We start from the raw sequence: 25,921 nt of genomic DNA on the forward strand, positions 1-25,921 counted from the left end.
AATCGGTAATGGGTGTGATATGAAGGGCAGAAGATTGACACGTTATGAGGCGTGGGACTGGTAAAAATTTTCGGTGCTTGCTGTGCCGTTACTACTAGCGGCTACGAAAAAGAAGTTACGGAAAACAAGCTACGAAAAATTTGTACCAGTCTTACTGACTCTCTTTTATTGATGATTAGATATTTATTTATAGGTGTCTAAAGGTGTCATACGTGGAATGTCTGGCATCTCAACCAAGGCAGGATCAATCTCAGGTTGTGGGTTGTGAACGATACTATTGATGCGCGCTTTTAATTGCAAAAACTGACTGTCCGTCACGATGTCAGGATGACGAGGCCGTGCAAGTGGCACTTCAATAATATCTTGAACCTCACCAGGATTGGCTTTGAGAACGACGATGCGGTCTGAGAGCAGTACCGCCTCATCCATATCGTGCGTAATAAACACAATAGTGATGTCAATATTGCGCCACAAATCCAGCAAATGCTTTTGCATTTTTTGACGGGTATAAGGATCAAGCGCGCCAAAGGGTTCATCCATAATCAATACTTTGGGCTCATTAATCAGTGCTCTTGCAATGGCTACCCGCTGCTTCATGCCACCTGACAGCTGATGCGGATAATGGTTTTCGTATTTGCTCAGACCGACGATATCGAGCCACTCACGGGCGCTACGCTCAGCATTCGACTTACTACGACCTTCCATGATGGGACCAAACATGACGTTTTCTTTGACGGTTTTCCAAGGAAACAAAGTATAGCCCTGAAAAACCATGCCGCGACTGGCACTTGGGCCTTTCACTCGTTCGTTATCAACGATGACCTCACCGCTCGGATAAGCATCTAAGCCTGCAATAATACGTCCCAATGTCGATTTGCCGCAACCAGACGGCCCGATCACACAGACAAACTCGCGTTCATGAATTTGTAGGCTGACCTCTTTTAGTATGACTTTTCGGCTACCGCCTTGGTCAAACGATTGTGTCAAATTATCCACTTTTAGCACCACATTTCGTTGATACAATGCTTTGAAGTAATCATCAATGACTTGCTGATGGTCGGTATGAGCACTGTTTACAGCGACTGAAGAGGCAATATCATGAGTCATCATTTAAATACTCGCTTTCCATTTAAAGAGTTTTTTACCCAGTTGGTACAGCAAAATGTCTGTTCCCAACCCGATAAACCCAATGAGAAGAATCCCAGCGTAGACATTATCAAAATGCTGGTAACGGGCTTGTTGCACAATAAACCAAGTGATGCCTGAGGTGGTGCCGATGAGTTCAGCAACAATCAAATACGTCCATGCCCAGCCCAATAAAACCCGCAAATCTCGATAGACATCAGGCAAGACAGCAGGCAACAACACATAAAAGAAGCTTTTGAGCTTATTGGTGCCTAAAGTATATCCTGCCTCAATGAGCCCCAAATCCATCGTGCGCGTGGTATTGGCAATGATTAGAATTTGTTGAAACAAAGTACCAATCACGATAATGGCAATTTTTGGCCCATCATAAATACCCAGTACCGCCACAACCAAAGGGCCAAAGGCTGGCGCGGGTAAGTAACGAAAAAACTCCACAAACGGCTGCGTAATTTGCGCGATTTTTTGAGAAAATCCGCATAACAATCCTAGCGGTATACCGATAATCGATGAGATAAAGAACGCAATAAATACGGTGCGAACGCTTTGCCACAGACTCTCATGCAACCATGGGCCATCAGCTTGCGCAGGCGGTGTGACAAAAGCGGTGACCATCGCTGCCGCCACCTCATCAGGCGCTGGCAAGTAGATTGGATTGACCAATTTTCCTTGCGGCGGTACAGCATTTGATGCCATAGCATCCTGCGCTTCTTGATAAAATACCGCCTTTTCAATGCGACTGCCTTCTTGTAGATAGGTACTACTTCCTGCATCAGTAATCTCAACTTGTGGATGCCAAATAAAAGGCAGATAGCTCACCGCACACCATATTAAGATCGGAATCAAAAATGAAAGTACATTTAACCCAATGGTGGTCTTTTTGGTTAAATACTGATTGATATGACTCATAGGCTTCTCTCTAAAATGGTGATAAAGACGCTACAACCTTTGTCTTTGCAATGAAAACAGTTGCTATTAATCGTTCTGATTAATCAAATCAGGGTAGATTAATTTATCGATATCAATTGTTTGCGTATAAATTTGATTGTCGATATTGAACTGATTGACATGGTAGCTCGACCCATAAATAGAGCTCAGCTCGTCAGATTTGGCAAAGACCTTTTTGTTGTCTTCTAAACTCATCAATTTGGTGCCATTCAAAAAGGTACTATATTGATCTGCGGGGACATTTACCTTATTAGACATGATGCTAATGGCATCGTCTCGGGTCGCAGGATCATTGATGTAGTTGACGACTTTGCCCCAAACCTGAATAATTTTGGCATACTCGGCCTTGTGAGCAGATAGGCTAGCAGGACTGACGGCTAACGTGTCATAAATCAGACCGGGTTTGTCCGCTGAGGTATAAATGGCTTTTGCACTGGGCACATTTTTTAAAGCTTGGTTGGCATTGGGTTGCCAAATAGCAACGGCGTCAATGCTATCATTGGTAAACACTTGCGGCAGCTCATTGGTGGTGGCATTTACCAAGGTCACATCCGCTTCGCTCAAGCCGTTATCAGCCAGCGCACTATTGAGCAAAAGATGATCGACCAGTCCTTTTTCGACCCCAATCGACTTGCCTTTTAAATCCGCGACACTAGTCATACCGGGCTTGGCAATGATTTGATCGTTTCCTGAAGAATAATCATTAACCAAAATAATGATGCCTTCACTACCGCCCGCAGCGTTGACCAAATTGTCGCCATTCGTCACAGAAATGGCATCTAATTGATTGGAAGCAAAAGCAGATAAGGACGCAGAATAGTCAAACCACTTAAACTCGACATTCACACCTGCTTCCTCAAACCAGCCTTTGTCAATTGCAATCTGCCAAGCCACCCAGCCCGGCCAATCACTGTAACCGATAGAAATTGGCTCATCGTTTGCAGCCGCGGCTTTCTCTGTTGTCGCCTCCCCTTCAGGCATCGGGACTGTGGCGGTATTGTCACAGCCAAACAGCATAAAGCTTGAAAAAATCGCAAAAGTAAATAAGCGTCGATTCATGAGTCTTACTCCGTGAATATAGACAGCCCGTTATGGGAGTGTCTGCTGATTATTGTTGCGCAATACCATAGAATAAAAGGCATTGCTCGCGTCATTATTTCTAGATACTGGTTTAAATTTTTGGCGATGACTGCGAGTCTATGTACGCTTTCCAGCCACCAAAATGTGTGACATCTGTACTGTCTGCAAACCCATACTCTTCGCAAATAAAGCTCTTAACCCAGCGCCCATCTGCCAATTCAACATTGCCAATGCCTAATGGGGACGGCACTTCGTTGACGATTTCACCAAATCTTGCTTTAGGAATACGCCAGACTTCTACCGCAATAGCGCGCCCGCCACTCTGGCGCCTCAGCCCCGGTTTGGCGGGCGTTGATCCTGCCAATGCAAAGAGCTGATAGGTCGCTGCCGTTTGAGTTTTTTCGGACAATACGCCACCTCGATCCGTCAGCTGATAATTAAGTGGCATACCGCTTAAATGCGCGCCAACCACAGCCAGCTCAACGCTACTATCACTGTCAAACTTTGTGCTAAGAGGAATCAGCGATTGCGATTTGTCAGATTGATAATGATGCTGTGACGTTCCCATTGGTGTTTTCAAAGTGGCTTGCCATTGATGACCAAAATTGGCCAAAGCTTCATCGTGCCAAGTCATGGCAATAAAGGTCACGCCGCGCGGTAAGCCATCATCAGCGATTACATTTGGTAAGGCCAATGCGGACAGATCTGCTAAATTCACAAAGTTGGTATAGGCGCCCATGTGACTGTTTTTGGTCAATGGGTCGGCATTGACAGCGTCAATGGTATAAATAGTCGGCGCTGTTGGTACCATCAGCGCATCAAACTCAGATAGCACGTGCTGAATTTGGCGGCTGAGTGCAGCGCGCGCATACTCAGCGCTCATCGCATCGATGGCACTATAATTGTCAGCTTGGCTGATAATCTGACGAGTGATGGACAAGACGTCATCACGCTCTACGAGCTGATCGATAGCAAATGCGCGCTCACTGACCCAGCTGTCGTTGTAAAGTGTCTCTGCCAGCTGATTAAAAACGGTAAAATCTATCGGTGTGACGTCATAGCCCATAGCCTCAAGTTGTGTAAGTGCCACCTCAAAAGCCTGTTCTGATTGGGTATCACCATAGAATTCCAAGGTATCAGGGATAGCGATTTTGCCAAGACTAAAGGCGACTGGTGCAGTGTTCGGATGAGCGCGACTATAGTCGTCCTTTGCATCATAGCCTTTCATGACTTGAGCCACTTGCCACGCCTCATCAACACCAAGCGTAAAAATAGAAATCACGTCATGTAAACGGCAAGCAGGAATGAGACCCGTAGTGGATAACCAACCTTTCGTCGGCTTCAAACCCACTATATTGTTATGGGCGGCAGGCACTCGCCCAGATCCTGCCGTATCTGTCCCAAGCGCAAACGGCACCGTACCATTGGCAACAATCACAGCAGAGCCTGAGCTTGAGCCGCCACTGATATAATCGGGATTGAAACTATTGGTCACCGCGCCATAAGGCGATCGCGTTCCCACCAGTCCTGTCGCAAATTGATCAAGATTGGTTTTACCAATGACCACAGCCCCAGCTGACTTGAGCTTGGCAATCACATACGCGTCTGTTGTAGCCAAATATAAAGGGGCTGAGCAAGCCGCTGTGGTATGAAAGCCTGCCACATCGATATTGTCTTTCACCGCAAATGGAATGCCATAGAGCGGCAAGTCTTCGGGGTTTTGGGCGTTGATGATTTCGAGTTGTTGGGTTACTTGTTCAAAAGTAGCAATCTCAATCCATGCATGATTGTCATTGCCAATACCCGCAACATAACTCAGTAGATCATTTAGCTGAATATCTCCCTCAGCGTAAGCGTTTTGCCAATCTTTGATTGTCCAATTCATCTGCATAATCGCTCTCTCTATCGTTTTTATCACCATTTTTAAAATAAAGTCACGTGCTAATAGAAGTCATGTGCTAATAAAAGCGTCTAATGACCTGATTTTGTGATATTGATTTTTTACTTTATTGTCGTCGTTGATTCACTAACGGTAATTGGTGCTAGGACAAATAGAGGCTGCTCAGATTTGACCGTCATGCCAATTTCAATCTCAATACTTACCACCTGCATCGCCACTGGCGACATAATGGGTATTTCAATTTTCATTGCTTCTATAATCGCCAGCGTCTGTCCTTCATCGACCACATTACCGACGGCACAAGAAATCTTCCAGACACTGCCCATCATGTGCGCTTTGACGACCACACCGCCTTCAGGCACTTTGATATCTGACTGTACCTCTACCGCATCAATGTCTTCACCAACATACTGATCTAGGCCTTGCTGCTTCCAGCGTTGTCGCTCAGCCTCAAAGTTGGCCTGTTGCTGCTCCTTAAAGGTTTGGATGCTGTCTTTGTTTTCATTCAGCATGTCGTAGTAATCAGCGAGATTTAATACCGTGTCCTCGACCTCAATCGACAACTCGCCTGCTTTGAAGGCGGTTCGCATAGATAGCAGCTCGTCCTCACTGACTTCATAAAAGCGAATCTGATCAAAGAATCGTAGCAACCATGGTTTTTCCGCTTCAAAACTCGGATGCGAGCGATAACGATTCCAAATTTGTAGCGTTCTGCCAACAAACTGATAACCGCCTGGGCCTTCCATACCATAGATGCACATATAAGCGCCGCCGATGCCCACGGCATTCTCTGGTGTCCATGTTCTGGCAGGATTGTATTTGGTGGTGACCAAGCGATGTCTCGGATCAAGTGGCGTGGCAACGGGCGCGCCCAAATACACATCACCCAGTCCCATGACCAAATAACTGGCGTCATAAACGATGTCTTTGACCGCTTGGGTCGAAGCCAAACCATTGATACGTCTGATAAATTCGATATTATCAGGACACCAAGGAGCATCAGGACGTACCAACTGCTGATACTTTTCTGTCGCGAGCTTGGTTTGTGAATCCGCCCATGCCATGGGTAAATGAACAATTCTAGAAGGCACTTGCATGTGTTTGATATCAGGCAAAGCGCTTTCGGCTTGCTTGAGCATCGCTAGCAGGGTTGGCTGTGATAGCTTTAATGAATGGTAATGCACTAATAGCGAGCGAATACCGGGTGTCAAATCGATGATGGCATCGATCTGCTGAGTCTGTAACCACTCCATCAATGCTTGAACACGAAAGCGCAGTTGCAAATCCAGCACCTGCTCACCATATTCAATTAATATGTAACTGTCTCCAGCTGGGCGATACACCACTTTTGGATGGACATCATTAATGGGTAACGTATCCAATATGGCCGTCTGCAAAGTAGCCGTGTCTGTATTGATTGGTAAGCTATAATCAACCAAATGGCAGTCGTCCGCTCGCAACATATCATCGTAACGCTGATGTAATTGCGCCGCTTGATCGTAGCTGACGGGTACAAATTGAACCCGATCACCTGCTTTGAGCTGTCCCATTTTCCAACGCTCACCAGCGACGATGACGCTCAAGCAGACAAAGCCCCCTAAGCTTGGTCCATCAGGCCCCAAAATAATCGGCATATCACCAGTGAAATCAATCGCCCCAACAGCATAGGCATTGTCATGAATATTTGATGGGTGTAAGCCTGCTTCGCCGCCGTCTTCACGCGCCCACTTAGGCTTGGGTCCGACCAGACGAATACCCGTACGACTGGAGTTATGATGAACTTCCCATTCATGGTCAAAGAACTGCGACACATCAGATTCAGTAAAAAAATCTGGTGCGCCATGTGGGCCATACATAACCGCTATTTGCCACAATCCGCTAAATTCTGGGCGCTGAGCAATAGGTAAAATTTTAGTCGTGCTAGATATATCGCATTGCGTGATCGGTAGCATGTCTCCGATTAATAAGTTACGACCCGCGTGACCGCCAAATTGACCTAAGCTAAAGGTCGCTTGACTGCCCAGATAAGTAGGGACATCTATCCCGCCTTTGATGGCGATATAACTTCGGCATCCTAAGGTGATATTGCCACAAACAAGCGTCTGACCTTTACGAACGGTGATGGTTTGCCACATCGGTTGGATGTCGCCATCCAGTTTGCAAACCATTGTGCCGCCAGTAATGGCAATTTGACTATCACAATGAAACAGTAACGTCGGCCCTGTGACCACACATTCCAGACCTGCTGTGTTGAACGGATTGCCCAAAAGCTGATTGGCTGTATTGAGACTCAGGCCATCCATCGCGCCAGATGGTGGCACACCCACATCCCAATAGCCTTGTCGACCGAGCACATCTTGTACCGCAGTCTGTACACCTGACTGTATTACTTCAATCTTTTGGCTAAGCCATGTAAAGGTATTCAAAAATCTTGTGGTCTGTGTGCCTTGATGAAAGGTATCTGAAGCCACTATCTGCTGTAAATATTCGAGGTTGGTTTCGAGACCTGCCATACGCGACACTGCTAAACTTTGGCTCATTTTTGTCAATGCCTGAACACGATCAGGCGCAGTGACAATAATTTTTGCCAGCATCGGATCATAAAAAGCAGATATCTCACTGCCTGTTTCTATCCATGTCTCAACGCGTGCCTCTTGAGCAAAATACGCATCCGTCAAAATCCCAGTACTTGGCTGAAAGTTTTTAACAGGGTCTTCAGCATATAAACGCACTTGGATCGAATGCCCTGATGCCTGTAGTGGCAACGCTGGTAATACGAACTCATCCGCAGCCAATTCGATCATCCAGCGCACCAAATCTACCTGATAGATTTCTTCGGTAACGCCATGCTCAACTTGCAGGCGTGTATTGACCTCCAAAAAATAAAATGCTTGCGTTGACACGTCCATCACAAACTCGACCGTACCCGCAGATCGGTAATTGACTTGTTGCATCAATTTAGTTGCTACCTGCTGTAAGTTCTGTCTTTGAGCATCTGATAACAGTGGTGCTGGTGTCTCTTCGATGACTTTTTGATTACGCCGTTGAATCGAACAGTCACGCTCCCCTAAAGTGATGATATTGCCCTTACCGTCACCGAATACTTGTACTTCGATATGACGGGCATGCTCTACGAATTTTTCGAGATACAGACCTGCATCACTAAAGTTACTTTGTGCCAAATGATGCACGGATTCATAAGCATCTTCCAATTCGGCCTCGTTCCATACTAGGCGCATGCCGATACCGCCGCCGCCTGCCGTACTTTTTAGCATGACGGGATAGCCAATACGCTCAGCCTCACGCAGCGCTTCATCAACGTCTTGTAGTAACTCGCTACCAGGTAATAGCGGGACTTGGCTTTCGATGGCCAGCTTACGAGCCGTGTGTTTGAGTCCAAAGCTGAGCAGCTGCTCAGAAATCGGGCCAATAAACGCAATACCAGCCGCTGCACAGCGCTCACAAAATGCGGCATTTTCTGACAAAAATCCATAACCCGGATGAATTGCCTCAGCACCCGAATCAATAGCGGCTTGCAACACTTTATCCATGTTCAGATAGCTATCACTAGCAGGACCTGAGCCTATTTTTATGGCTTCATCTGCTTGACTGACATGCAGTGATCCACGATCGACATCGGTATAAACGGCAACTGAAGCCACACCCATTTGTTTTAAAGTACGTATAATTCGACAAGCAATCGCACCGCGATTGGCAATCAATACTTTTTTGAACATCACAATTTCCTCAAATTTCTTATTAATAGGCAGTGTCGTTTTATCTAAAAATGTCTCACTTACTCATAGATCACAAGCTCAATCGGCGTGGGATTGTAGCCATTGCAGGGATTGTTGAGCTGAGGACAATTCGATATAAGGACAATCATGTCCATTTGGGCGGTGATATCGACATACTTGCCGGGAGCTGAAATGCCATCATCAAATGCCAAACTGCCATCAGGTGTGACGGGGACATTCATAAAGAAATTGATATTTGGTCCGATATGACGCAGTGTCAAATCATGCTTTTGTGCTATCGGATGCGTCGCTAGTGTGTGCATAAAGTTGTTTCGACAGCTGTGCATGGGATAGGTATCGTGCGCATAACGCACGGTATTGCTCTCGCACGAACATGCTCCGCCCAACGTGTCATGGCGACCACAGGTATCTTCTGTGATAGTGGCGATGACACGGCCTTTATTCGTAAAGAGCTGGCTGCCCATCTCTAAAAATAGCTTCTGATTCTGCGCCAATGTATCGGTTGCGCTATAACGTTCAGCAATGTCAGCACAGCTGATAAACAAGGTATCGACTGCCTGATTGCCTTCGCTATCTATAATGCGTAACGTCTGACCTTTTTTGATTTCGGCCATCCATCCTTCTCCAGCCGCACACACCTCGCGCAACTGAATATTTTTAGAATCGATTGAATCTACATTATCTACGTGGTTATCTGTTTTTTGAACTTCATTATTGATAGTCATGATCTGGTTCCCTTGATTAAAATGAGGCATCTCTTGATAAGCATCTGCGACGATCAAACGTTATTTATACGTTTGCGTAGTCACCAAAATAGCGAGCATTGTTCTCAAAACCGCGCTGGTTTTGCTCACAAGAATCACGGCAGACATCAAACTCCGTCTTTGGCACAATCGGCGCTGCAGCCTGAACGGTTAACTCAATGTCAGCCGGATCGTAAATTTCTGATGGGTCAAGCGGATGCGGCGCATTGCAAATGAACACTAAGCAATTCATCTCAAAGCGTAAGGAAACAGATTGGTCGGTATTGTCGGCAGTCACATAAAACAGCTGCCCTTGTACATCAGGGGTGACTTTGGAGAATAGATTAAGGGTTGCGGTCAGATCACTGGTATTTAGAGCAAACTTCGACATTTCGGTGAGTAACCCATCAAGACCGTTTTGATAACGATCATTACGAGCATCTTGAAAAGTTTTTTTGCCGTACTGAGTGCTGACCATAGCAGCATTACTAGGGCCACAAATGGCATCATTCCAGCCATGGTCATCGCTGATAATAGAAGCCAACACTCGGCCCATATCGGAATAGAGCACGTGACCTTTGGACAGATATAATGTGTGTTGCGCTTTTAGGCTGTCTGGCATATTGAAACGTTCAAGCTTCTCATCAGCATTGACCACATATAGACTGGCATTGGCATTGGCGGCGAGTGACTTGAGTGTTAGCACATGGTGTTTGTTGATTCGGCCGCACCAATGATGACCACCGGGTAGAGGTATGGTGAAGTGCGCTGAAGAAGAATTATCTAAAGGGGTAATTGAAACAGATGACATAAAAAACTCCACAGTTACGAGCTTAAGTGAGCAGTGTCACTTAGAGTCTCCCGGGCTTTTATCCCTCCGTGTAGTTCTTTCGAACCGCCATCTCTCGGACCAGTCATATAGTATAAGGATGCTTTTTTCCTCTACTATACCGGAACCCTAGACAGCATTTTTTAGCTCTTAGATTAGTAATATGACGGTAGTTAACCGTGTACTAACCGTGGTGCAAGCCTTATGCCAGCCAAAGATTATTACAAGTGATTGATGGCTGATACTTCGCTAAAAATAAAATCTGCCCGTAAAAACAGTAAAGATAATAGCCGTTTAATTCTTTATAAAAGGTAATTGAATCATTCACTACATCCACCGATAGGCATAGGCTGTAGTGAATTTCAATAAAACCAGTATCTCTCTTCACACTGATTACCGTTAGGGCATGTCACAGCAATACAAATAACTTTTGAAGTGCCTGTTAATCAAATTGGCAAGCGCACTATCGTAGAACATCATGCACCACAATGATAAACACTGCCCTATTCTGAACCGCTCACTATTGCTAAATATGCATCATATGTTTATGACCAAATATGAATAACCAAAAAAAAGCATTGATTCGCTAAGAATCAATGCTTTTACAATATGTTTAACTATTTTCTATTAAGGCCTCATCTGTAAATCACTATGATCAACAGACAGCATTCATCAATCAGTAGCGAGTCACCAGAGCAATCGGCTGATCTTCAGCCATGATGTCTTGTGGCATAAATACTGCTTTACCACCATTATGAATCACATGTTCAATGATTTCGCCAATGGCGTCATCAGTCACACCTTCTGCGGCAGCATCATTGGCAATACTTAACGTTTGCGCTTGCTCATCAATCTTAGCAGATTGCATGTAACCCCGACGGACATAGAGTGTCTCACCTGCACCTTGGAAGGCACTGCGATAGACTTCTTGCAAATCAGTCTGTAGCATATTAGCACCGCGCGCGCTATCAATTTCGCTTAGGGCAGCTTGATGTAGCGACGTACGATACTCTTCCACTGCTTCTTGCACGCTGTCGACAATATGCTGAGCACTGCCATCATCTAGATTAGTCGCATTTGAGACCGTCGCAATAATGTTGTCTGGACGATCACAAACTTCTTTGTAGTAGCCAATATTTTTAGCATCACCCACGATAACCAGTGGCATTTTATGCTCACCCCATAGCTCTTGGACACTTTTGTCTACTTGGTTAAAGAACTCTTTTAGGTAGCTGCTTTCATTGTTTGATGAACGATCCGAACCACCATCACCAGTGGTATACAGACCGTTATTTTCGATAGGGAAAGGAATGTTGTCCATATTGTTTTGGCCATCATCATCTTTATCAAATTCTTTGACAACACGATCATTAGAGGCTTCGATCAAACGAGCGCTATCACGAGTAAGCACGACAGTATAATAATGCACTGCGCTGGCCATATCACGAACCAAATCACGGGTCGCAAATCTATTCGAGATAACCACACGTTCTGTCGTATCAATCGGCATACGAATGATCTGTACGTCGTCAGTACTAGCAAATATCGCTAAGGTATCAAGATTATAGTTGTGATTAAGCTCATTGGTTTTGGCATGAATATTGTCCAAAATAGTAGTCGCGGTACGCTTATCATATTCATTGGTTAAGCGTTCTTCAACTACTTTTAATTGGTTTTTTAGGGCAATAGGATCTTGATCGTTAGCAGGATGCGCACGATGCGTCTTAACGAAGATACTCACCGCAGGATTGGCTTTGGTTGCGCGTAAACTTTTGAGAGTCGCTTTCATATATTGTTCCTTGTTTTATTATCATTTACTGTTAATTTGGCATTTGTTAATCAATCTGTTCATTAAAAAAACTAACGACTGTTATCTTTTTTATTTTTAGCATCGACAAGTTTTAGCATCGACAAGTTATTTACGACTTTAATCATAGAGAATAACTTTAATACTAGAGAAACTGTCAATTTACATAAGACTTTTTCTATTCCATTACAATGATGCTATCAGTTGAACCTAGCCTCCTGTAGGGTTAATTTGCAAGCAAATGATAGCGCTTTGTAAGTAAAACGCTTTATATTGCTAAAAAGTCGTTTTATCTTTTCTGAGTTTGCTAGGACAATCACTCTATCACCAGACAGTCACAAATCAGGTTGCATTTTTACCAAATGAACCCATCTTTTAGATATCTCATATAAAACCGTAAAATACTTCAAACATTAAAATTACCCTAAATCGTCTGTTTCAGCAGCAAACTAACACTCTGTATAACACCTCACTTGCCCAACAATCATTCATTCAAATTGGATATCCTTATGACCTCTATTTCTCCAGATTTACACCTTGCTGACTTTGCCAGTGCAGCGCCAAGTACTTTACAAATTGAAATCCTGAACGCTATCAATACTGCCAATGCATTTTTAGATGACATGACCACGACAACAGACAACAATGGTCATTCTGTTGATATGAGCGCCGAACAAGCCTTGGCAGATGTGATGGCGTTTGACCACATGAACTTGGCACTGGATCGTAGTTGGGGTATTTTGTCGCATTTAAATAGCGTAACGAGCAACGATGAGATTCGTCATGTCCATCATGAACTGCTGCCTAAGCTCTCCGCTTATGGCACGCGAGTGGGACAGCATCAGCCGCTATTTAGTCGGTACCAAACTATCGTAAATGATGAGGCATTTTTTGCCAGACTTGAACCTGCGCGGGCACGTGCTATTGAGCTTGCGCTACGAAGCTTTGAGTTGTCGGGCGTGGCATTAGCCAAAGCTGAACAAGAAAAGTTTGCAGCGATTCAAAGCGAGCTGTCTACTTTATCAGCGACTTTTTCTGATCATATTTTGGATGCCACCCAAGCCCATGCGTTACCGCTGAACGATAAACAGTTGACAGGTTTGACAGAAAGTGGTCTGGCACTCTTAGCAGATGCAGGCGCACAATACAAAGCGCGCACGCTTGCCAGCGGTTCACTCACGCAAGAAGACATTGATGCATTACCGACCCCTTATTATGTCGCCAGTTTAAACATACCAGTTTATTTGGCTGTCATGACCTATGCAGACGATCGCAGACTGCGTGAGACACTGTACCGCGCTTATGTCACCCGTGCCTCTGAGTTCGATACACATACCAATGCCAAAGGTGAGTCATTAAATAACGCCGATATCATGAGCCAAATCCTGCAATTGCGTGAGCAAAAAGCCAAGCTATTAGGTTTTACTGATTATGCAGCCGTATCACTATCAAAAAAAATGGCAGATAGTGTGGCAGAAGTTGAAACCTTTTTGCGTGATTTAGCAGCGCAAGCTACGCCCACAGCTGAGCGAGATTTGGCGCAACTGCAACAGTATGCAAACGCTTACGGCATCGATGAATTGCAACCGTGGGATAGCGCTTATATCGCTGAAAAAGTAAAGCAAAGTGAATTTAACTTGTCGCAAGAAGAAATCCGTCCTTACTTTCCCTTGCCAAAAGTCATTAATGGCTTGTTTGCGATTGTAGAGCGTCTATACGATATCAAGGTGAAAGAACAAACCAATGATAATGCGAATAGCCAACCTGTATCACACTGGCATGACGACGTAAGCTTTTATCAATTGTTTGATGCTGACGATAACCTGCTCGGTGGTTTTTACTTTGATTTATTTGCCCGTAGTGGTAAACGGGGCGGCGCATGGATGAATGGCTTTCAGTCGCGTTATAGTTATGACGAACAAGCGCATCAGCAACTGCCTGTTTGCTTTATGGTTGGCAACTTTACGCCAGCACTAGATGGCAAACCAAGCTTATTGACGCACGATGAGGTGCTGACCTTGTTCCATGAATTCGGTCACGGTCTGCATCATTTACTGACGCAAGTGACCGTCGGTGATGTCGCTGGTGTTAACGGTGTCGAGTGGGATGCGGTCGAGCTGCCCAGTCAATTTATGGAAAACTGGGCATGGGATGCTGAAGGTATTGCCCTTATCAGCAGTCATGTCGAAACCGGTGAAGCATTGCCTAAAGACAAGCTCGATGCACTATTGGCGGTGAAAAACTTCCAAAGTGGCATGCAAACGCTGCGTCAAATCGAGCTCGCCTTGTTTGACTTATTGATTCACGCACATACGCCAGCGCTTGATTACGAAGGTATTTTAGCGACCTTAAACACAGTACGTAGCGATGTCGCCATTATGCAGACGCCCGACTATAACCGCTTTGCCAATGGCTTTAGCCATATTTTTGCTGGAGGCTATGCCGCAGGTTATTACTCTTATAAATGGGCAGAGCTACTGTCTGCAGACGCCTTTAGTAAGTTTGAAGAAGACGGTATTTTTAACCCAGTAACGGGTAAAGCGTTTCGTGACACTATTCTCTCAGTTGGTGGTAGTTTTCCAGCCAAGACCAACTTTGAAAACTTCCGTGGTCGTAGTGCCAGTATCGATGCCCTATTGCGCCACAGTGGTTTTGCTAATACTAAAAAGGTCGATGCAGCAAATGCGCAAACGACGCATGAGGTGATTTAAATGCGTTATCAGTCGTCACGTCCCAAGCGGCAATTCTTAGCAGGGGTTCGCTGCCCCAAATGTCAGACGATGGATGCAGTAGTGCAAGTGAATGTTGTCACGCCAGCGCCTGATGAATATATCGAATGTACCCAGTGTGGACATACAGAGCATCGCCCTGACCCTGATGCGATCAGTGCCAAAAACCATCTTGAGGACGAGCTGATTCGTGACGCGATGATTACTGGCACCAGTGGTACAGTAAAGTTCAAACCCTAAAAATCAGCAATGTCACTTATCCAAAAGAAAGCCTATCTATCAATAGATAGGCTTTTTATTTTGAGTTTGTTATAGTAGGAATACTTATATTTCTGACATAAATTGACCCTCGTATGAATCGTAAAAAAATGCGTCCTTTATCCACCAAATCATCAAAAAAGCAGTCTGCTAAATTCTACCAAAAATGGTGGTTAGTTGTTATTTTGGCAGCGCTATTGATTGGTTACTTGGTTTGGAGAAATATCTCCCCTGATACAGAGACCCAAAACCCGCCAACGATAACAAAACCAATCACTGCCGAACCATCTGCTTCGGTGCCATTAAATAATGAGACAAATGATACGACACTAAATCAAAGCACGTTAAATGAAAACGCGTTAAACGAAGGCACAGATCCTTCAACTGCTTCAAACACTCAGACACTAGATCCTAAGACCATCATAAATGCTCCTTTGCCAGAAACAGACAGCCTCGCCAAAGAAGAGATTGATCGCTTAGAAGATGAGCGTAAGCGCTTGGCCGAACAAGAGAAACTGGCGGCTGAACAATTGGCTATGAATAAAGAGCTGACCGATATGAAGGCCGAACAAATTGCCTTACTAGAAAAAAAAATTGCACAATTAGAAACGAATAATACTAGTCAGACTTCGGTGGAATAAACGTATTCTTTTTTATAAAGGGGCCAGTGATGGCAACTCTGCAACTAACACACACCCCTATATTAAACAGTAGCGCACAGCTACTTATCCTGCCAGTTAATACCGCAGGTGTGGTTCTAGATTCTGTGCTGATACGCGCTAAGACTTTATTTCCTGATAATTATCAACGTTATTATCGCGCTTGCCGTGATGGCAGTCTAAACGTGGGCAGTTGTTTATTGCATAAACGTGCGCTTGAACAAGCAGGCCTTGGTATCAGTAGTAATGGCAACCAACCAGTTTATATTGCTAATCTTGTTGTCTCAGATCATCCTTATCATCCAGTACGATTACGCGGGCTTAATAGTGCTTTAATAGATTTGCAACAACAACTTGTCCCGCTCATTCGCTATCAAGGTATCCGCAGAGCAGCCCTACTCGCACGCCCACTTATTTTTCATGATTCGCAAAACAATGCCAACGCCAATGACGATAGTGCCAATACAACAACAAAAGTGGTTCATTTGGATTGGTATGCTGACGTCTCCCCTTTGTTGACGCAGCAGCTGCAAGACGTACCCAAGCTTCATATCAATATTCACCTGCCTAAAGACATCACTATATAGCCGATACCAAATAAAATGGATACACGACATCATGATGCGAGACTGGGATAAATTTTTTGTAGCATCGAGCTGCGCAGGCACAGCAAGCAAGCAAGCAAGCAAGCAAGCAAAATTTATCCCAGTTTCGCTGAATCTGTTTTATATTGACCTAACTATATAAACCAAGCGCTTATTTCAACTTTTTTAGTGCATAAAAAAACCGCCTTGAGTACTCATAATGAGCGTCTCAAAGCGGTTTTTTCATATCTAGACCAAACTAATAGATAAAAATTAGTTCTGCTCGATACCTTTCATAGTCAATTTAATGCGACCACGGTTGTCGACGTCTTGAACGAATACTTTCACGATCTGACCTTCTTTTAGATAGTCTGATACATTTTCTACGCGCTCTTCTGCGATTTGTGAGATATGTACTAGGCCATCAGTATTGGGCAAGACGTTAACAAAAGCGCCAAAATCTACGATACGAGCGACGGTACCTTCATACGTTTTGCCGACTTCAACTTCAGCAGTCAATGCTTCGATTCTGCCGATAGCCGCTTTAGTAGCCGCTTTGTTTTCACCAAAGATACGAATCGTGCCACCATCATCGATATCGATAACCGCACCAGTTTCTTCCGTTAGCTGGCGAATCATCGCACCGCCTTTACCGATTACGTCACGGATTTTGTCCGGATTGATTTCGATAACCGCATAGTTAGGGGCATGAGCGTTGATTTCAGTACGGCTTGATGGCAATACTTTGTTCATCGCATCTAAGATATGGATACGGCCAGCATGGGCTTGCTTAAGCGCTTGCTCCATGATATCAGGCGTAATACCTTCGATTTTAATGTCCATCTGAAGCGCAGTAATACCGTCTTTAGAACCAGCAACTTTAAAGTCCATATCGCCAAGATGATCTTCATCACCCAAGATATCTGACAATACCGCAAAACGCTCGCCTTCTTTAACCAGACCCATCGCAATACCAGCAACTGGTGCTTTTAATGGTACACCAGCATCCATCAATGCCAAGCTTGCACCACAAACAGACGCCATAGAAGATGAACCATTTGATTCAGTAATCTCTGATACCACACGGATGACATACGGGAAGCGTTCGCTGTCTGGGAGCATCGCTTGTACACCGCGGCGTGCTAGACGACCATGGCCAATTTCACGACGCTTTGGAATACCTTCACGACCTGTTTCACCGACAGAGAAATGCGGGAAGTTATAATGCAGCATGAAATGGTCACGGATCGTACCACCCAGCGAGTCAATCATATTGACGTCACGGCTATTACCAAGCGTGGTTGTAACCAATGCTTGCGTCTCACCGCGAGTGAATAGCGCTGAACCATGCGTATATGGCAATACGCCAACTTGTACGTCAAGGGCACGAACAGTCTCAAGGTCACGACCATCAATACGTGGCTTACCTGACAAGATGTTGTCACGAACCGTACGATACTTAAGGTCGTTATAGATTTCTTTGAGCTCAGATACGGTATCAGCATAGTTTTCTGATTCAGCATCACCAGCCAGTGCATCGATAATGGATTGCTTAATCTCATCAAGCTTAGTATAACGATCTTGCTTATCAGTAATTGTATAAGCGTCAGCAACTTGCTCGCCAAACTGCTCTTTCATGCTGCTTGCAAGCGCTTTATCACGTTCAGGTACACTAAATTGCTGCTTAGCAGTACCAATTTCTTCTGCCATTGAAGCAATGTTATCAATGACGATTTGCTGTTGCTGATGACCATATAGTACGGCACCTAGCATTTGATCTTCTGATAGCTCTGCTGCTTCAGATTCAACCATCAATACGGCAGATTTAGTACCAGCCACAACCAAATCAAGGTCGCTCTCTTTGAGCTGCTCAATCGTCGGGTTCAAGATATATTCACCATTAATAAAGCCAACACGCGCAGCAGCAACAGGGCCATTGAATGGCGCATCAGAAATAGCTAGCGCTGCTGAAGCACCGATTAGAGCAGCGATATCTGCAGACTGGGTTTTGTCTGATGACACAACCGTTGCCGTAATTTGGATTTCATTGACATAGCCTTCAGGGAATAGCGGACGAATCGGGCGGTCAATCAAGCGTGAGGTTAATGTTTCGAACTCACTTGCACGGCCTTCACGTTTGCCGTAAGCACCTGGGATTTTACCCGCAGCGTACATTTTTTCTTGATAGTTGACCGTTAGCGGAAAGAAATTTTGACCTTCTTTAGCGTCTGATTTTACAACCGCCGCTACTAGCACTGTTACACCGCCCATATGCACTAAAATAGAGTTGGCTTGACGAGCGATACGGCCTGTTTCGATAACAACCTGCTGATTGCCATATTGAAATTCACGTTTGATGGTATTAAACATTGTCATATAATATTCCTAATGTTGACTGACAAAAGTAATATCAGCGTCATAAAAAGCTGATATCTGTCATTAAAATTCTTTGTATATAATCGCTAATCGATACGCTTTCTGCTAAAAATCATGTCAATTACGATCAATATTATGATTTATCTTTGTCTCTGTAACTTTTTATCTGTAGGAGGTATCTTGCTATTGTATATATCTAATTGCTCAATATCGGTTTCACTATACATCTGTCACATAGCAAAAGTCATACACATATGGTGTCTCTGACGTCTAAAAATAGTGATGTTTTTCGCTACTACTTTATAGTTAATCATTATCTAAACAATGACCTTGTTGCAAAAATCGCGAGATATTATTTTACAGTGATTTGTAAGCATTGACCAATGAATTACAAATTACTGCCATATCAAACTCTAGCCCTTATTTTTTAGGGAAATCATCGTCAATATTAATAAGCATAAAAAAACGGCGTGAAACTATTCCACACCGTTTTTAGAAGAAATCTATTTTCTCAGTATCAGCAAGCAAGTTCCAAGTGGTCTAGCAAAAACTACGAGACAATGCCATATAACGGCATCTTTTGTTTTAACAACCACTCGCACTATTGTCGCTAAATTAACGACGTAGACCTAACTGGCTAATAAGGGTGGTATAACGACCAAGGTCTTTACCTTTTAGGTAATCAAGCAATTTACGACGAGTGTTAACCATACGGATAAGACCACGACGGCTATGATGGTCAGCTTTGTGCGCTTTAAAATGGTTCTGCAAATCATTGATACGAGCACTCAACAGAGCCACTTGAACTTCTGGAGAACCAGTGTCGTTTTCGCCGCGCTGGTATTGAGAAATGATTTGTTCACGATCAGTATTAGTTAGCATAAATATCTCCGGCAATGCTAAAAGTTCTAAGGTATAACCCAAATGAGCAGCCTTAAAAACAGTAGAATAATAAATAGAGTAACTTAGACGTCATTCAGGACAACCCTGCATTACTAGAGTTGACCTAGTGTACGACAAGCTTAATCAGTTGTTGTAACAATCATTTAAAAATAGGACAGAGACAAGCAAAACACCATTCATCCGCCCATCTGCTTGATGCAATGAAACGAACTAAAAAGCTTAATCTAAAACCCAATTTAAAGATGATGGCATTATAACAAAAAACTGCTGAACTAGCAGCAGTTTTTCGTAATAGTCTTACGGATAATGTTAGCGGTCATCAAAGATTTGAATCACAATGCCACACATAATGATTTATTTTTTGACGTCGTCTTCATTAGCGTTACCACCAAGCGCATCATCAGCAAGAGGCGCTGTCGTTGCTTCAGCTAAGCTATCAGGACTCACATCCTCACTAGGATTGATAGATTCTGCAAGCCTCTCGATCTTTTGTTCTTGCTCGTCTTTATTGTTTGATAAATTGCTCATAGTAACCCCTGTTTTTTATTCGATTCTTATATCGGTCACTCTATCGTTTATATAACCGATACAAATGCGTGGTTTTATTTCAAAAGCACACTAACAATTAGCCAAAAGTTATTCTTTTACAAAATACGTTATTTATCTTTTTTTTCATTTTCTAAATTATCAACGAGACGATCTGCTGCAGCTTCAGAATTCTCTGTGTGATTATTTTCAGTTTGGCTCTCAAGTGCAGCTTTTGCTGACTCAGAACGCTGTTGTTCAATTTTGGTATCGTTTGGATTAGAGTTTGCCATGATATTGTCCTTAGTTTTGATTATTAATAAATTAAAATAATACGCTATCTTGTTGCTTGTAAAATAATAATAATAAATTATGATAACGCTTTGTCGATAGCTTCAACAAAGTTTTTGATATCGTCTGGATTGCGTGATGTAATTAAATTACCATCTACTTGTACAGTCTTATTTATAAAAGTTGCCCCAGCATTTTCTAAATCAGTTTGAAGAGAGTTATAGGCCGTCAATGTTTTGCCTTTAGCAATCCCTGCATTGATAAGTATCCAAGGCGCATGACAAATCGCAGCCAACGGTTTGCCTGCTTCATAAATAGCCTTAACAAGGCTATGTGCTTGTTCATTATCGCGAATTGTATCAGCATTGACAGTGCCACCCGGCAATACTAACGCGTCATAATCATTAGACTTTGCCTCTGTTGCAAAGATATCAGCAGTAAAGGTATCGCCTTTATCTACGTCTTGCTTCATTGCCTGAACTTCTTTTTCTTTATTAGTAGTAATAAGAATGGTCTTATAACCTTTATCTTTTAACTGATTATTGACGTCTTCATACTCTGCTTGTTCAAAGTTATTGTGTAATAAAAAAGCGATCGTTTTCATAATATATCTTCTTCTATTAATGAATTATTGGTAAAGTGTTCTGACTATTTTTTTATTTATAATTATAATATATAGAAAATCTTAGTTTTTTTAGTTATATTCATATTTGACAATCATTATATCTATTTTTTATTATCTAATAATTTTTTATAGTTTTTATAGTTTTTATTATTCTGCTTATTATTTTATTACTCTTTCAAATTATTTTTCTCATTGGCTTTCCCTAGCTGGTATAACTAATGTACAAAAAAAACAGGTTTCACCATAGGCGAAACCTGCAATAAAATGTGACGATATGTGATTAGTGTAAACTGTTAGTAAGTGAACTGAAGATTAGCGTTGAATGAGCTTTTTGGGCTGTAATCGACCATTGAGACTGACAGCACCCAGTCCAAGAAATAAACCGTTCTCATCTACCAAACGTATATCCACTGGTATCTCATGCTCTGCCAGCGGTATTTTGTAGGAATGATTATTAGCAGAACTATCATTAGTGACTGTATTAAGATGAGTGATCTGATGGCTGATTGTCGTCTCATCTTCACCGATAACTGATTGATTCGCAATGTTATCTGACACATAATCTTTAAGATCATCGGTTAGCTGTTCAAATACATTTAAGCGTTGACCCATGTGTACACGAGTACACTGTTCAGTCGTTAAGGTCAGCTCAGCTTCGATATCGATGCAAGCATCTACTGGCATCAAATGTGCCTGCCGAGTATCTAAAGTTATCTCTTCTAATTCTGATAAGGCAATTGCATCATCGATAGTAAAGTTACCCACTTGCGTGCGTCGTAACGCTGTCAAATGCCCTAATGTGCCCATTGCCTTAGCGATGTCTTCACCCAATACGCGCACGTAAGTGCCTTTCGTACAAGTCACCGTCACTTGGATTTGTTCAGCATCAATCGAACTAATATCAATTGCCTTAACAACAATATCTCTTGGCGAGCGTTCTACTTCAATACCAGCACGGGCATATTCGTACAGTTTTTTGCCATCTTTTTTTAAAGCAGAATACATCGGTGGTATCTGCTGCTGAGCGCCTAAAAATTGCTGGGCAATGTCAGCCAATAGGCTATCATCAAACTTCGGAATAGGTGCTTGGGCCACTATTTGACCGTCTGCATCCCCTGTATCTGTCTGACTACCGAGTAAGATAGTGGCTTGGTAAGATTTGTCCGCATCTAGTTGATAATGACTGAATTTGGTTGCTTCGCCCATGCAAATAGGTAATAGACCCGTTGCCATTGGATCAAGCGTACCAGTATGACCTGCTTTTTTACTGTCGTGGTTCGGTGATTTAAACAGATATTTCACCTTTGACACCACTTGCTGCGAGGTCATGCCTTTAGGCTTATCCACTAAGATAACACCTGAGACTTTTATTTTGTCGGTTTGCTTAGGTGGTGTAGGCATAATAGTCGCTTACTCTTCATTTTCATTTTTTTCGGTCTTAGTGACAGCTTGGTTAATCAAATCCATCATATAATTGCCACGAGCGGTCACTTCATCATAATGAAAACGTAGGCGCGGCGTGGTACGTGTTTTTAGACTGTGGCTTAGCTCAGTACGTAAAAAACCTGCCGCTTTGTTTAGTACTTTGATACTCTCTTCGTGATTGGTCTTGGTCATGGCATCGTTGAGCTCAGGCTCCATAATGGTGACATAGATATCGGCATACCCTAAGTCTGGACTAACCTTGACACTAGAGATAGTGACAAAGCCGGTCAAACGAGGGTCATTGACTGCATCACGAATAAGTACCGCAAGCTCACGCTGAATTTGATCGGATAAGCGTTGTAATCGTTGGTTCATGTTATTACCTTTGTTTAAATATGGCTTATTTTTATTGATATATGGTTAGGTCAATATAAAAGAGAAAGCTGAATTAATGGACTGATATTTGTTAAAAAAGGCCTAGCAGGATGTACCTGTTAGGCCTAAGTACAACTAGATATGAAAAAACCGTCTAATATACTCAGCTGAGTAAGCGTATTGTATAATTAGATAATCTGCATCCAATGGTAACTTTAGATAGTACGTGCGAACTCTTGAATTTCAAAGACTTCGATTTTATCACCAGCTTCAACATCATAGCCACGAACAGCCAGACCACATTCCATACCAGTACGTACTTCATTAACGTCTTCTTTATAACGACGCAATGATTGCAATTGACCTGTAAAGATAACTTGGTCGTCACGCAATACGCGGATAGGTTTGTTGCGATAGATTGTACCTTCAACCACCATACAACCAGCCGCAGCACCAAACTTACTAGAGCGGAATACTTCGCGAACGTCTGCCACACCAAGAATTTTCTCACGATGTTCAGGAGCGAGCATACCACTCATCGCTGCTTTCACATCATCGATCAAGCCATAGATAACACTATAATAGCGAATATCCATATTAGCAGCATCTGCTTTACGGCGTGCGGTTGCATCTGCACGGACGTTGAAACCTAACAATACCGCTTCGCTAGACTCTGCAAGTGTCACATCAGACTCAGAAATAGGGCCAACACCTGAACTAATTACTCGAACTTTTACTTCGTCAGTTGATAACTCATTCAATGCCGCTAATAATGCTTCAAGTGAACCACGAACATCGGTTTTTAACACGATATTCAAGAATGAGACATTGCCTTGTTCCATCTGATCAAACATGCTCTCTAAACGCATGGCATTTTGACGTTCAAGTTGACGCTCACGCTCGCGGTTGGTTCTAAAGTCAGCAACTTCACGCGCTTTTTTCTCATCAGTCACGACTAAGAACTCGCTACCAGCTGCTGGGGTTTCAGGCAAACCTAAAATCTCTACAGGAATAGAAGGGCCCGCTGATTGAACTCGCTTACCATGCTCATCTGTCAACGCTCGAACTTTACCATAGTGTTCGCCCGCTAAGACCAAATCGCCTTGCTTCAATGTACCTTTTTTCACTAGCACACTAACGACTGGGCCACGGCCTTTCTCAAGTCTTGACTCGATAACAACACCTTGTGCAGCACCATCTAATGGCGCTTCTAGTTCCATCAGTTCCGCTTGCAGACTGATAAACTCTAATAACTCGTCGATACCTTCACCCGTTTTGGCTGAGATACGAGCCATTGGCGTATCACCGCCCCACGCTTCTGATACCACTTCTTTGGTAGTCAACTCATTAAGAACACGATCAGGATCAGCACCAGGCTTATCCATTTTGTTAATTGCAACGATAATTGGCGTTCCAGCCGCACGCGCATGATCAATCGCTTCTACGGTTTGTGGCATCATACCGTCATCAGCGGCAACAACCAATACAACGATATCCGTCGCTTGAGCACCACGTGAACGCATCGCACTAAAAGCGGCGTGACCAGGGGTATCAAGGAAGGTAATAACACCGCGCTCGGTTTTTACATGGTAAGCGCCGATATGCTGAGTAATACCGCCCGCTTCGCCCGTGGCAACTTTCGTTTCACGGATTTTGTCCAATAGTGAGGTTTTACCATGGTCAACATGACCCATAATCGTCACGACTGGTGGACGTGTTTGTACGTTACTGCTGCGTTCATTAACCGCATCTTGTAAATCGTCTTCAACTTTTGTATCACTGACTGGGACAGGGTTATGACCCATTTCTTCAACAAGTAAACTTGCGGTCGCTTGATCAATGGTATCTGACTCACGTGCCATCTCGCCCATCTTCATAAGCAACTTGGTCACTTCACGAGCTTTAACTGCCATACGTTGTGCTAGATCAGCTACAGTAATATGCTCGCTAATCTCAACATCATAAACGATTTTTTCAACAGGTTTTTCAAATTTATGTTGTGATGCTTGCGTTGAGCGCAAACCATTTTTACGGTTTTTGATCTCACGCTCATCTTGATTTTTACGACGACCACGACCACGAGCACTCGTGGTGCTAGTACCGCGTTTGATTTCACGACGTTCTTTTTCGAAAGATTCTTCTAATGCGTCACCGACCAGACCTTCTGCCAATGGCTCATCTTTGCGAACTTCAGCAACTGGCTCACGGTCAGTATATTGACCTGCCATTTTACGCATTTGTTCGAGCGTACGTTTTTGCGCTTCTTCAGCTTGAGTACGACGTGTTTCTGTTTCAATTTCGCGTAAACGGGCTTCTTCTTTCTCACGCGCTTCGCGAGCTTTACGTTCTGCTGCCGTTTCAACTTTTGGTTTTGTCGCAGCCACTTTTTTCTTTGGTTGCTCTTTAGGCTTGACCTCAACAGTGGTCTTACCACCTTTTTTCACAACCACTGAAGTCGAGATGTCGTCATTCTTGTCATCTGACTTTTTGCTAGAGCCTAAGCTTGCACGCATCGCTGCTAAGGTAGCGGCTTGGCGTTCTTCAGATTTTTTCTTAGTCGCAGCACGCTCTTCAGCATCTTTAGCAGCACGCTCTTGCGATTCAATCATCGCTTGCTCACGCGCAGCCAATTCTTCAGCCATCTTTTCTGGATCCGGCTTTTCGAATACTTTCTTTTTACGTACTTCAACATTGACGCTCTTAGATTTACCTGAAGAGCCTGTCACGCGCGCAGTACTGGTCGTTTTAGATTTTAGACTAATACGACGTTTTTCCTGCTGACCATGACTTTGCTTTAAATACGTCACCAACTTCTCTTGCTCAAGCTCGGTGACTAGGTCATCCTCTGCGCGAGCAGGCAGTCCAGCATCTACCAGTTGCTGCTTTACAGCACTTGCGGTTTTGCCTACCATATCTGCCAGTTCTTTGACGGTCTTATCTGCCATTTATTATCACCTACTGTC

Annotated in this window: 20 protein-coding genes and 1 riboswitch; of the genes, 4 read left to right on the forward strand and 16 right to left on the reverse strand. The window is 43.5% G+C overall.

All coding sequences use genetic code 11. The features are described from left to right. Positions 1 to 183 precede the first annotated feature (183 nt). The 8 genes from M917_RS07060 to M917_RS07095 all read right to left on the reverse strand — a co-directional run bounded on the left by M917_RS07060 (position 184) and on the right by M917_RS07095 (position 12,190). Complete coding sequence (locus M917_RS07060) at positions 184 to 1,110, reverse strand: ABC transporter ATP-binding protein (protein WP_021814113.1); 927 nt, start codon at positions 1,108 to 1,110, stop codon at positions 184 to 186. After that, positions 1,111 to 2,052, reverse strand: a complete 942-nt coding sequence (locus M917_RS07065; protein ID WP_021814114.1) for an ABC transporter permease — start codon at positions 2,050 to 2,052, stop codon at positions 1,111 to 1,113. A 66-nt stretch (positions 2,053 to 2,118) separates the two neighbouring features. Next, the gene (locus tag M917_RS07070; RefSeq protein WP_021814115.1) at positions 2,119 to 3,150 is read right to left on the reverse strand and encodes an ABC transporter substrate-binding protein; all 1,032 of its coding nucleotides are present in this window, start codon (positions 3,148 to 3,150) and stop codon (positions 2,119 to 2,121) included. Positions 3,151 to 3,262: 112 nt separating this feature from the next. Then, the gene (gene atzF / locus M917_RS07075; RefSeq protein ID WP_227500825.1) at positions 3,263 to 5,065 is read right to left on the reverse strand and encodes an allophanate hydrolase; all 1,803 of its coding nucleotides are present in this window, start codon (positions 5,063 to 5,065) and stop codon (positions 3,263 to 3,265) included. A 107-nt stretch (positions 5,066 to 5,172) separates the two neighbouring features. After that, positions 5,173 to 8,808, reverse strand: a complete 3,636-nt coding sequence (gene uca / locus M917_RS07080; RefSeq protein ID WP_021814117.1) for an urea carboxylase — start codon at positions 8,806 to 8,808, stop codon at positions 5,173 to 5,175. 59 nt (positions 8,809 to 8,867) lie between these two features. Next, positions 8,868 to 9,554, reverse strand: coding sequence for an urea amidolyase associated protein UAAP2 (locus M917_RS07085; RefSeq protein ID WP_021814118.1), 687 nt, complete (start codon positions 9,552 to 9,554; stop codon positions 8,868 to 8,870). A gap of 64 nt (positions 9,555 to 9,618) precedes the next feature. Further along, positions 9,619 to 10,383 carry an urea amidolyase associated protein UAAP1 gene (locus M917_RS07090; protein ID WP_021814119.1) on the reverse strand — a complete coding sequence of 255 codons (765 nt, stop codon included), beginning with the start codon at positions 10,381 to 10,383 and terminating at the stop codon, positions 9,619 to 9,621. A 45-nt stretch (positions 10,384 to 10,428) separates the two neighbouring features. Next, a riboswitch (guanidine-I (ykkC/yxkD leader) is annotated at positions 10,429 to 10,545 on the reverse strand. Between the two features lie 532 nt (positions 10,546 to 11,077). Continuing rightward, complete coding sequence (locus M917_RS07095; protein ID WP_021814121.1) at positions 11,078 to 12,190, reverse strand: AOC03_06830 family ribosome hibernation factor; 1,113 nt, start codon at positions 12,188 to 12,190, stop codon at positions 11,078 to 11,080. Between the two features lie 527 nt (positions 12,191 to 12,717). On the opposite strand from M917_RS07095, the gene M917_RS07100 reads away from it, so the two are divergent. The 4 genes from M917_RS07100 to M917_RS07115 all read left to right on the forward strand — a co-directional run bounded on the left by M917_RS07100 (position 12,718) and on the right by M917_RS07115 (position 16,441). Continuing rightward, positions 12,718 to 14,919 (forward strand): M3 family metallopeptidase, encoded by a 2,202-nt coding sequence (locus M917_RS07100; protein ID WP_021814122.1) that lies wholly within the window; start codon positions 12,718 to 12,720, stop codon positions 14,917 to 14,919. Next, entirely contained in the window at positions 14,920 to 15,177 is a 258-nt protein-coding gene (locus M917_RS07105; RefSeq protein WP_021814123.1) for a YheV family putative metal-binding protein, read from the forward strand. Between the two features lie 113 nt (positions 15,178 to 15,290). Next, a complete protein-coding gene (locus M917_RS07110; protein WP_021814124.1) occupies positions 15,291 to 15,836 on the forward strand; it encodes a hypothetical protein in 546 nt (181 codons plus the stop codon). Positions 15,837 to 15,865: 29 nt separating this feature from the next. Further along, on the forward strand, positions 15,866 to 16,441 hold the full coding sequence (locus M917_RS07115) for a macro domain-containing protein (protein WP_021814125.1): 576 nt from the start codon (positions 15,866 to 15,868) through the stop codon (positions 16,439 to 16,441). 270 nt (positions 16,442 to 16,711) lie between these two features. On the opposite strand, the gene pnp is transcribed toward M917_RS07115, so the two are convergent. The 8 genes from pnp to infB all read right to left on the reverse strand — a co-directional run bounded on the left by pnp (position 16,712) and on the right by infB (position 25,903). Next, complete coding sequence (gene pnp, locus M917_RS07120) at positions 16,712 to 18,814, reverse strand: polyribonucleotide nucleotidyltransferase (RefSeq protein ID WP_021814127.1); 2,103 nt, start codon at positions 18,812 to 18,814, stop codon at positions 16,712 to 16,714. Between the two features lie 615 nt (positions 18,815 to 19,429). Further along, positions 19,430 to 19,696: a 30S ribosomal protein S15 gene (gene rpsO / locus M917_RS07125; protein ID WP_025652581.1), complete on the reverse strand. Its 267-nt coding sequence runs from the start codon at positions 19,694 to 19,696 to the stop codon at positions 19,430 to 19,432. Between the two features lie 375 nt (positions 19,697 to 20,071). Next, a complete protein-coding gene (locus tag M917_RS14295) occupies positions 20,072 to 20,245 on the reverse strand; it encodes a hypothetical protein (protein ID WP_021814129.1) in 174 nt (57 codons plus the stop codon). 128 nt (positions 20,246 to 20,373) lie between these two features. Further along, positions 20,374 to 20,535, reverse strand: a complete 162-nt coding sequence (locus M917_RS14215) for a hypothetical protein (protein WP_021814130.1) — start codon at positions 20,533 to 20,535, stop codon at positions 20,374 to 20,376. A gap of 77 nt (positions 20,536 to 20,612) precedes the next feature. Further along, positions 20,613 to 21,137 (reverse strand): type 1 glutamine amidotransferase domain-containing protein, encoded by a 525-nt coding sequence (locus tag M917_RS07130; protein WP_021814131.1) that lies wholly within the window; start codon positions 21,135 to 21,137, stop codon positions 20,613 to 20,615. Positions 21,138 to 21,470: 333 nt separating this feature from the next. Beyond that, positions 21,471 to 22,559, reverse strand: coding sequence for a tRNA pseudouridine(55) synthase TruB (gene truB / locus M917_RS07135; protein ID WP_021814132.1), 1,089 nt, complete (start codon positions 22,557 to 22,559; stop codon positions 21,471 to 21,473). A 9-nt stretch (positions 22,560 to 22,568) separates the two neighbouring features. Next, entirely contained in the window at positions 22,569 to 22,958 is a 390-nt protein-coding gene (locus M917_RS07140) for a ribosome-binding factor A (RefSeq protein ID WP_021814133.1), read from the reverse strand. Positions 22,959 to 23,173: 215 nt separating this feature from the next. Further along, positions 23,174 to 25,903: a translation initiation factor IF-2 gene (infB, locus tag M917_RS07145; protein ID WP_021814134.1), complete on the reverse strand. Its 2,730-nt coding sequence runs from the start codon at positions 25,901 to 25,903 to the stop codon at positions 23,174 to 23,176. Positions 25,904 to 25,921 lie beyond the last annotated feature (18 nt).

Origin of the sequence: Psychrobacter aquaticus CMS 56, assembly GCF_000471625.1 — a bacterium.
GTDB classification, from domain to species: Bacteria; Pseudomonadota; Gammaproteobacteria; order Pseudomonadales; family Moraxellaceae; genus Psychrobacter; species Psychrobacter aquaticus.

Coding starts and splice junctions, on each gene's coding strand:
- infB (WP_021814134.1), bottom strand. CDS start 25,903: ATGGCAGATAAGACCGTCAAAGAACTGGCAGATATGGTAGGCAAAACC.
- M917_RS07130 (WP_021814131.1), bottom strand. CDS start 21,137: ATGAAAACGATCGCTTTTTTATTACACAATAACTTTGAACAAGCAGAG.
- M917_RS14215 (WP_021814130.1), bottom strand. CDS start 20,535: ATGGCAAACTCTAATCCAAACGATACCAAAATTGAACAACAGCGTTCT.
- M917_RS07085 (WP_021814118.1), bottom strand. CDS start 9,554: ATGACTATCAATAATGAAGTTCAAAAAACAGATAACCACGTAGATAAT.
- pnp (WP_021814127.1), bottom strand. CDS start 18,814: ATGACAATGTTTAATACCATCAAACGTGAATTTCAATATGGCAATCAG.
- M917_RS07100 (WP_021814122.1), top strand. CDS start 12,718: ATGACCTCTATTTCTCCAGATTTACACCTTGCTGACTTTGCCAGTGCA.
- M917_RS07110 (WP_021814124.1), top strand. CDS start 15,291: ATGAATCGTAAAAAAATGCGTCCTTTATCCACCAAATCATCAAAAAAG.
- rpsO (WP_025652581.1), bottom strand. CDS start 19,696: ATGCTAACTAATACTGATCGTGAACAAATCATTTCTCAATACCAGCGC.
- M917_RS07090 (WP_021814119.1), bottom strand. CDS start 10,383: ATGTCATCTGTTTCAATTACCCCTTTAGATAATTCTTCTTCAGCGCAC.
- M917_RS07065 (WP_021814114.1), bottom strand. CDS start 2,052: ATGAGTCATATCAATCAGTATTTAACCAAAAAGACCACCATTGGGTTA.
- truB (WP_021814132.1), bottom strand. CDS start 22,559: ATGCCTACACCACCTAAGCAAACCGACAAAATAAAAGTCTCAGGTGTT.
- M917_RS07070 (WP_021814115.1), bottom strand. CDS start 3,150: ATGAATCGACGCTTATTTACTTTTGCGATTTTTTCAAGCTTTATGCTG.
- M917_RS07060 (WP_021814113.1), bottom strand. CDS start 1,110: ATGATGACTCATGATATTGCCTCTTCAGTCGCTGTAAACAGTGCTCAT.
- M917_RS07095 (WP_021814121.1), bottom strand. CDS start 12,190: ATGAAAGCGACTCTCAAAAGTTTACGCGCAACCAAAGCCAATCCTGCG.
- M917_RS07140 (WP_021814133.1), bottom strand. CDS start 22,958: ATGAACCAACGATTACAACGCTTATCCGATCAAATTCAGCGTGAGCTT.
- M917_RS07115 (WP_021814125.1), top strand. CDS start 15,866: ATGGCAACTCTGCAACTAACACACACCCCTATATTAAACAGTAGCGCA.
- M917_RS14295 (WP_021814129.1), bottom strand. CDS start 20,245: ATGAGCAATTTATCAAACAATAAAGACGAGCAAGAACAAAAGATCGAG.
- uca (WP_021814117.1), bottom strand. CDS start 8,808: ATGTTCAAAAAAGTATTGATTGCCAATCGCGGTGCGATTGCTTGTCGA.
- M917_RS07105 (WP_021814123.1), top strand. CDS start 14,920: ATGCGTTATCAGTCGTCACGTCCCAAGCGGCAATTCTTAGCAGGGGTT.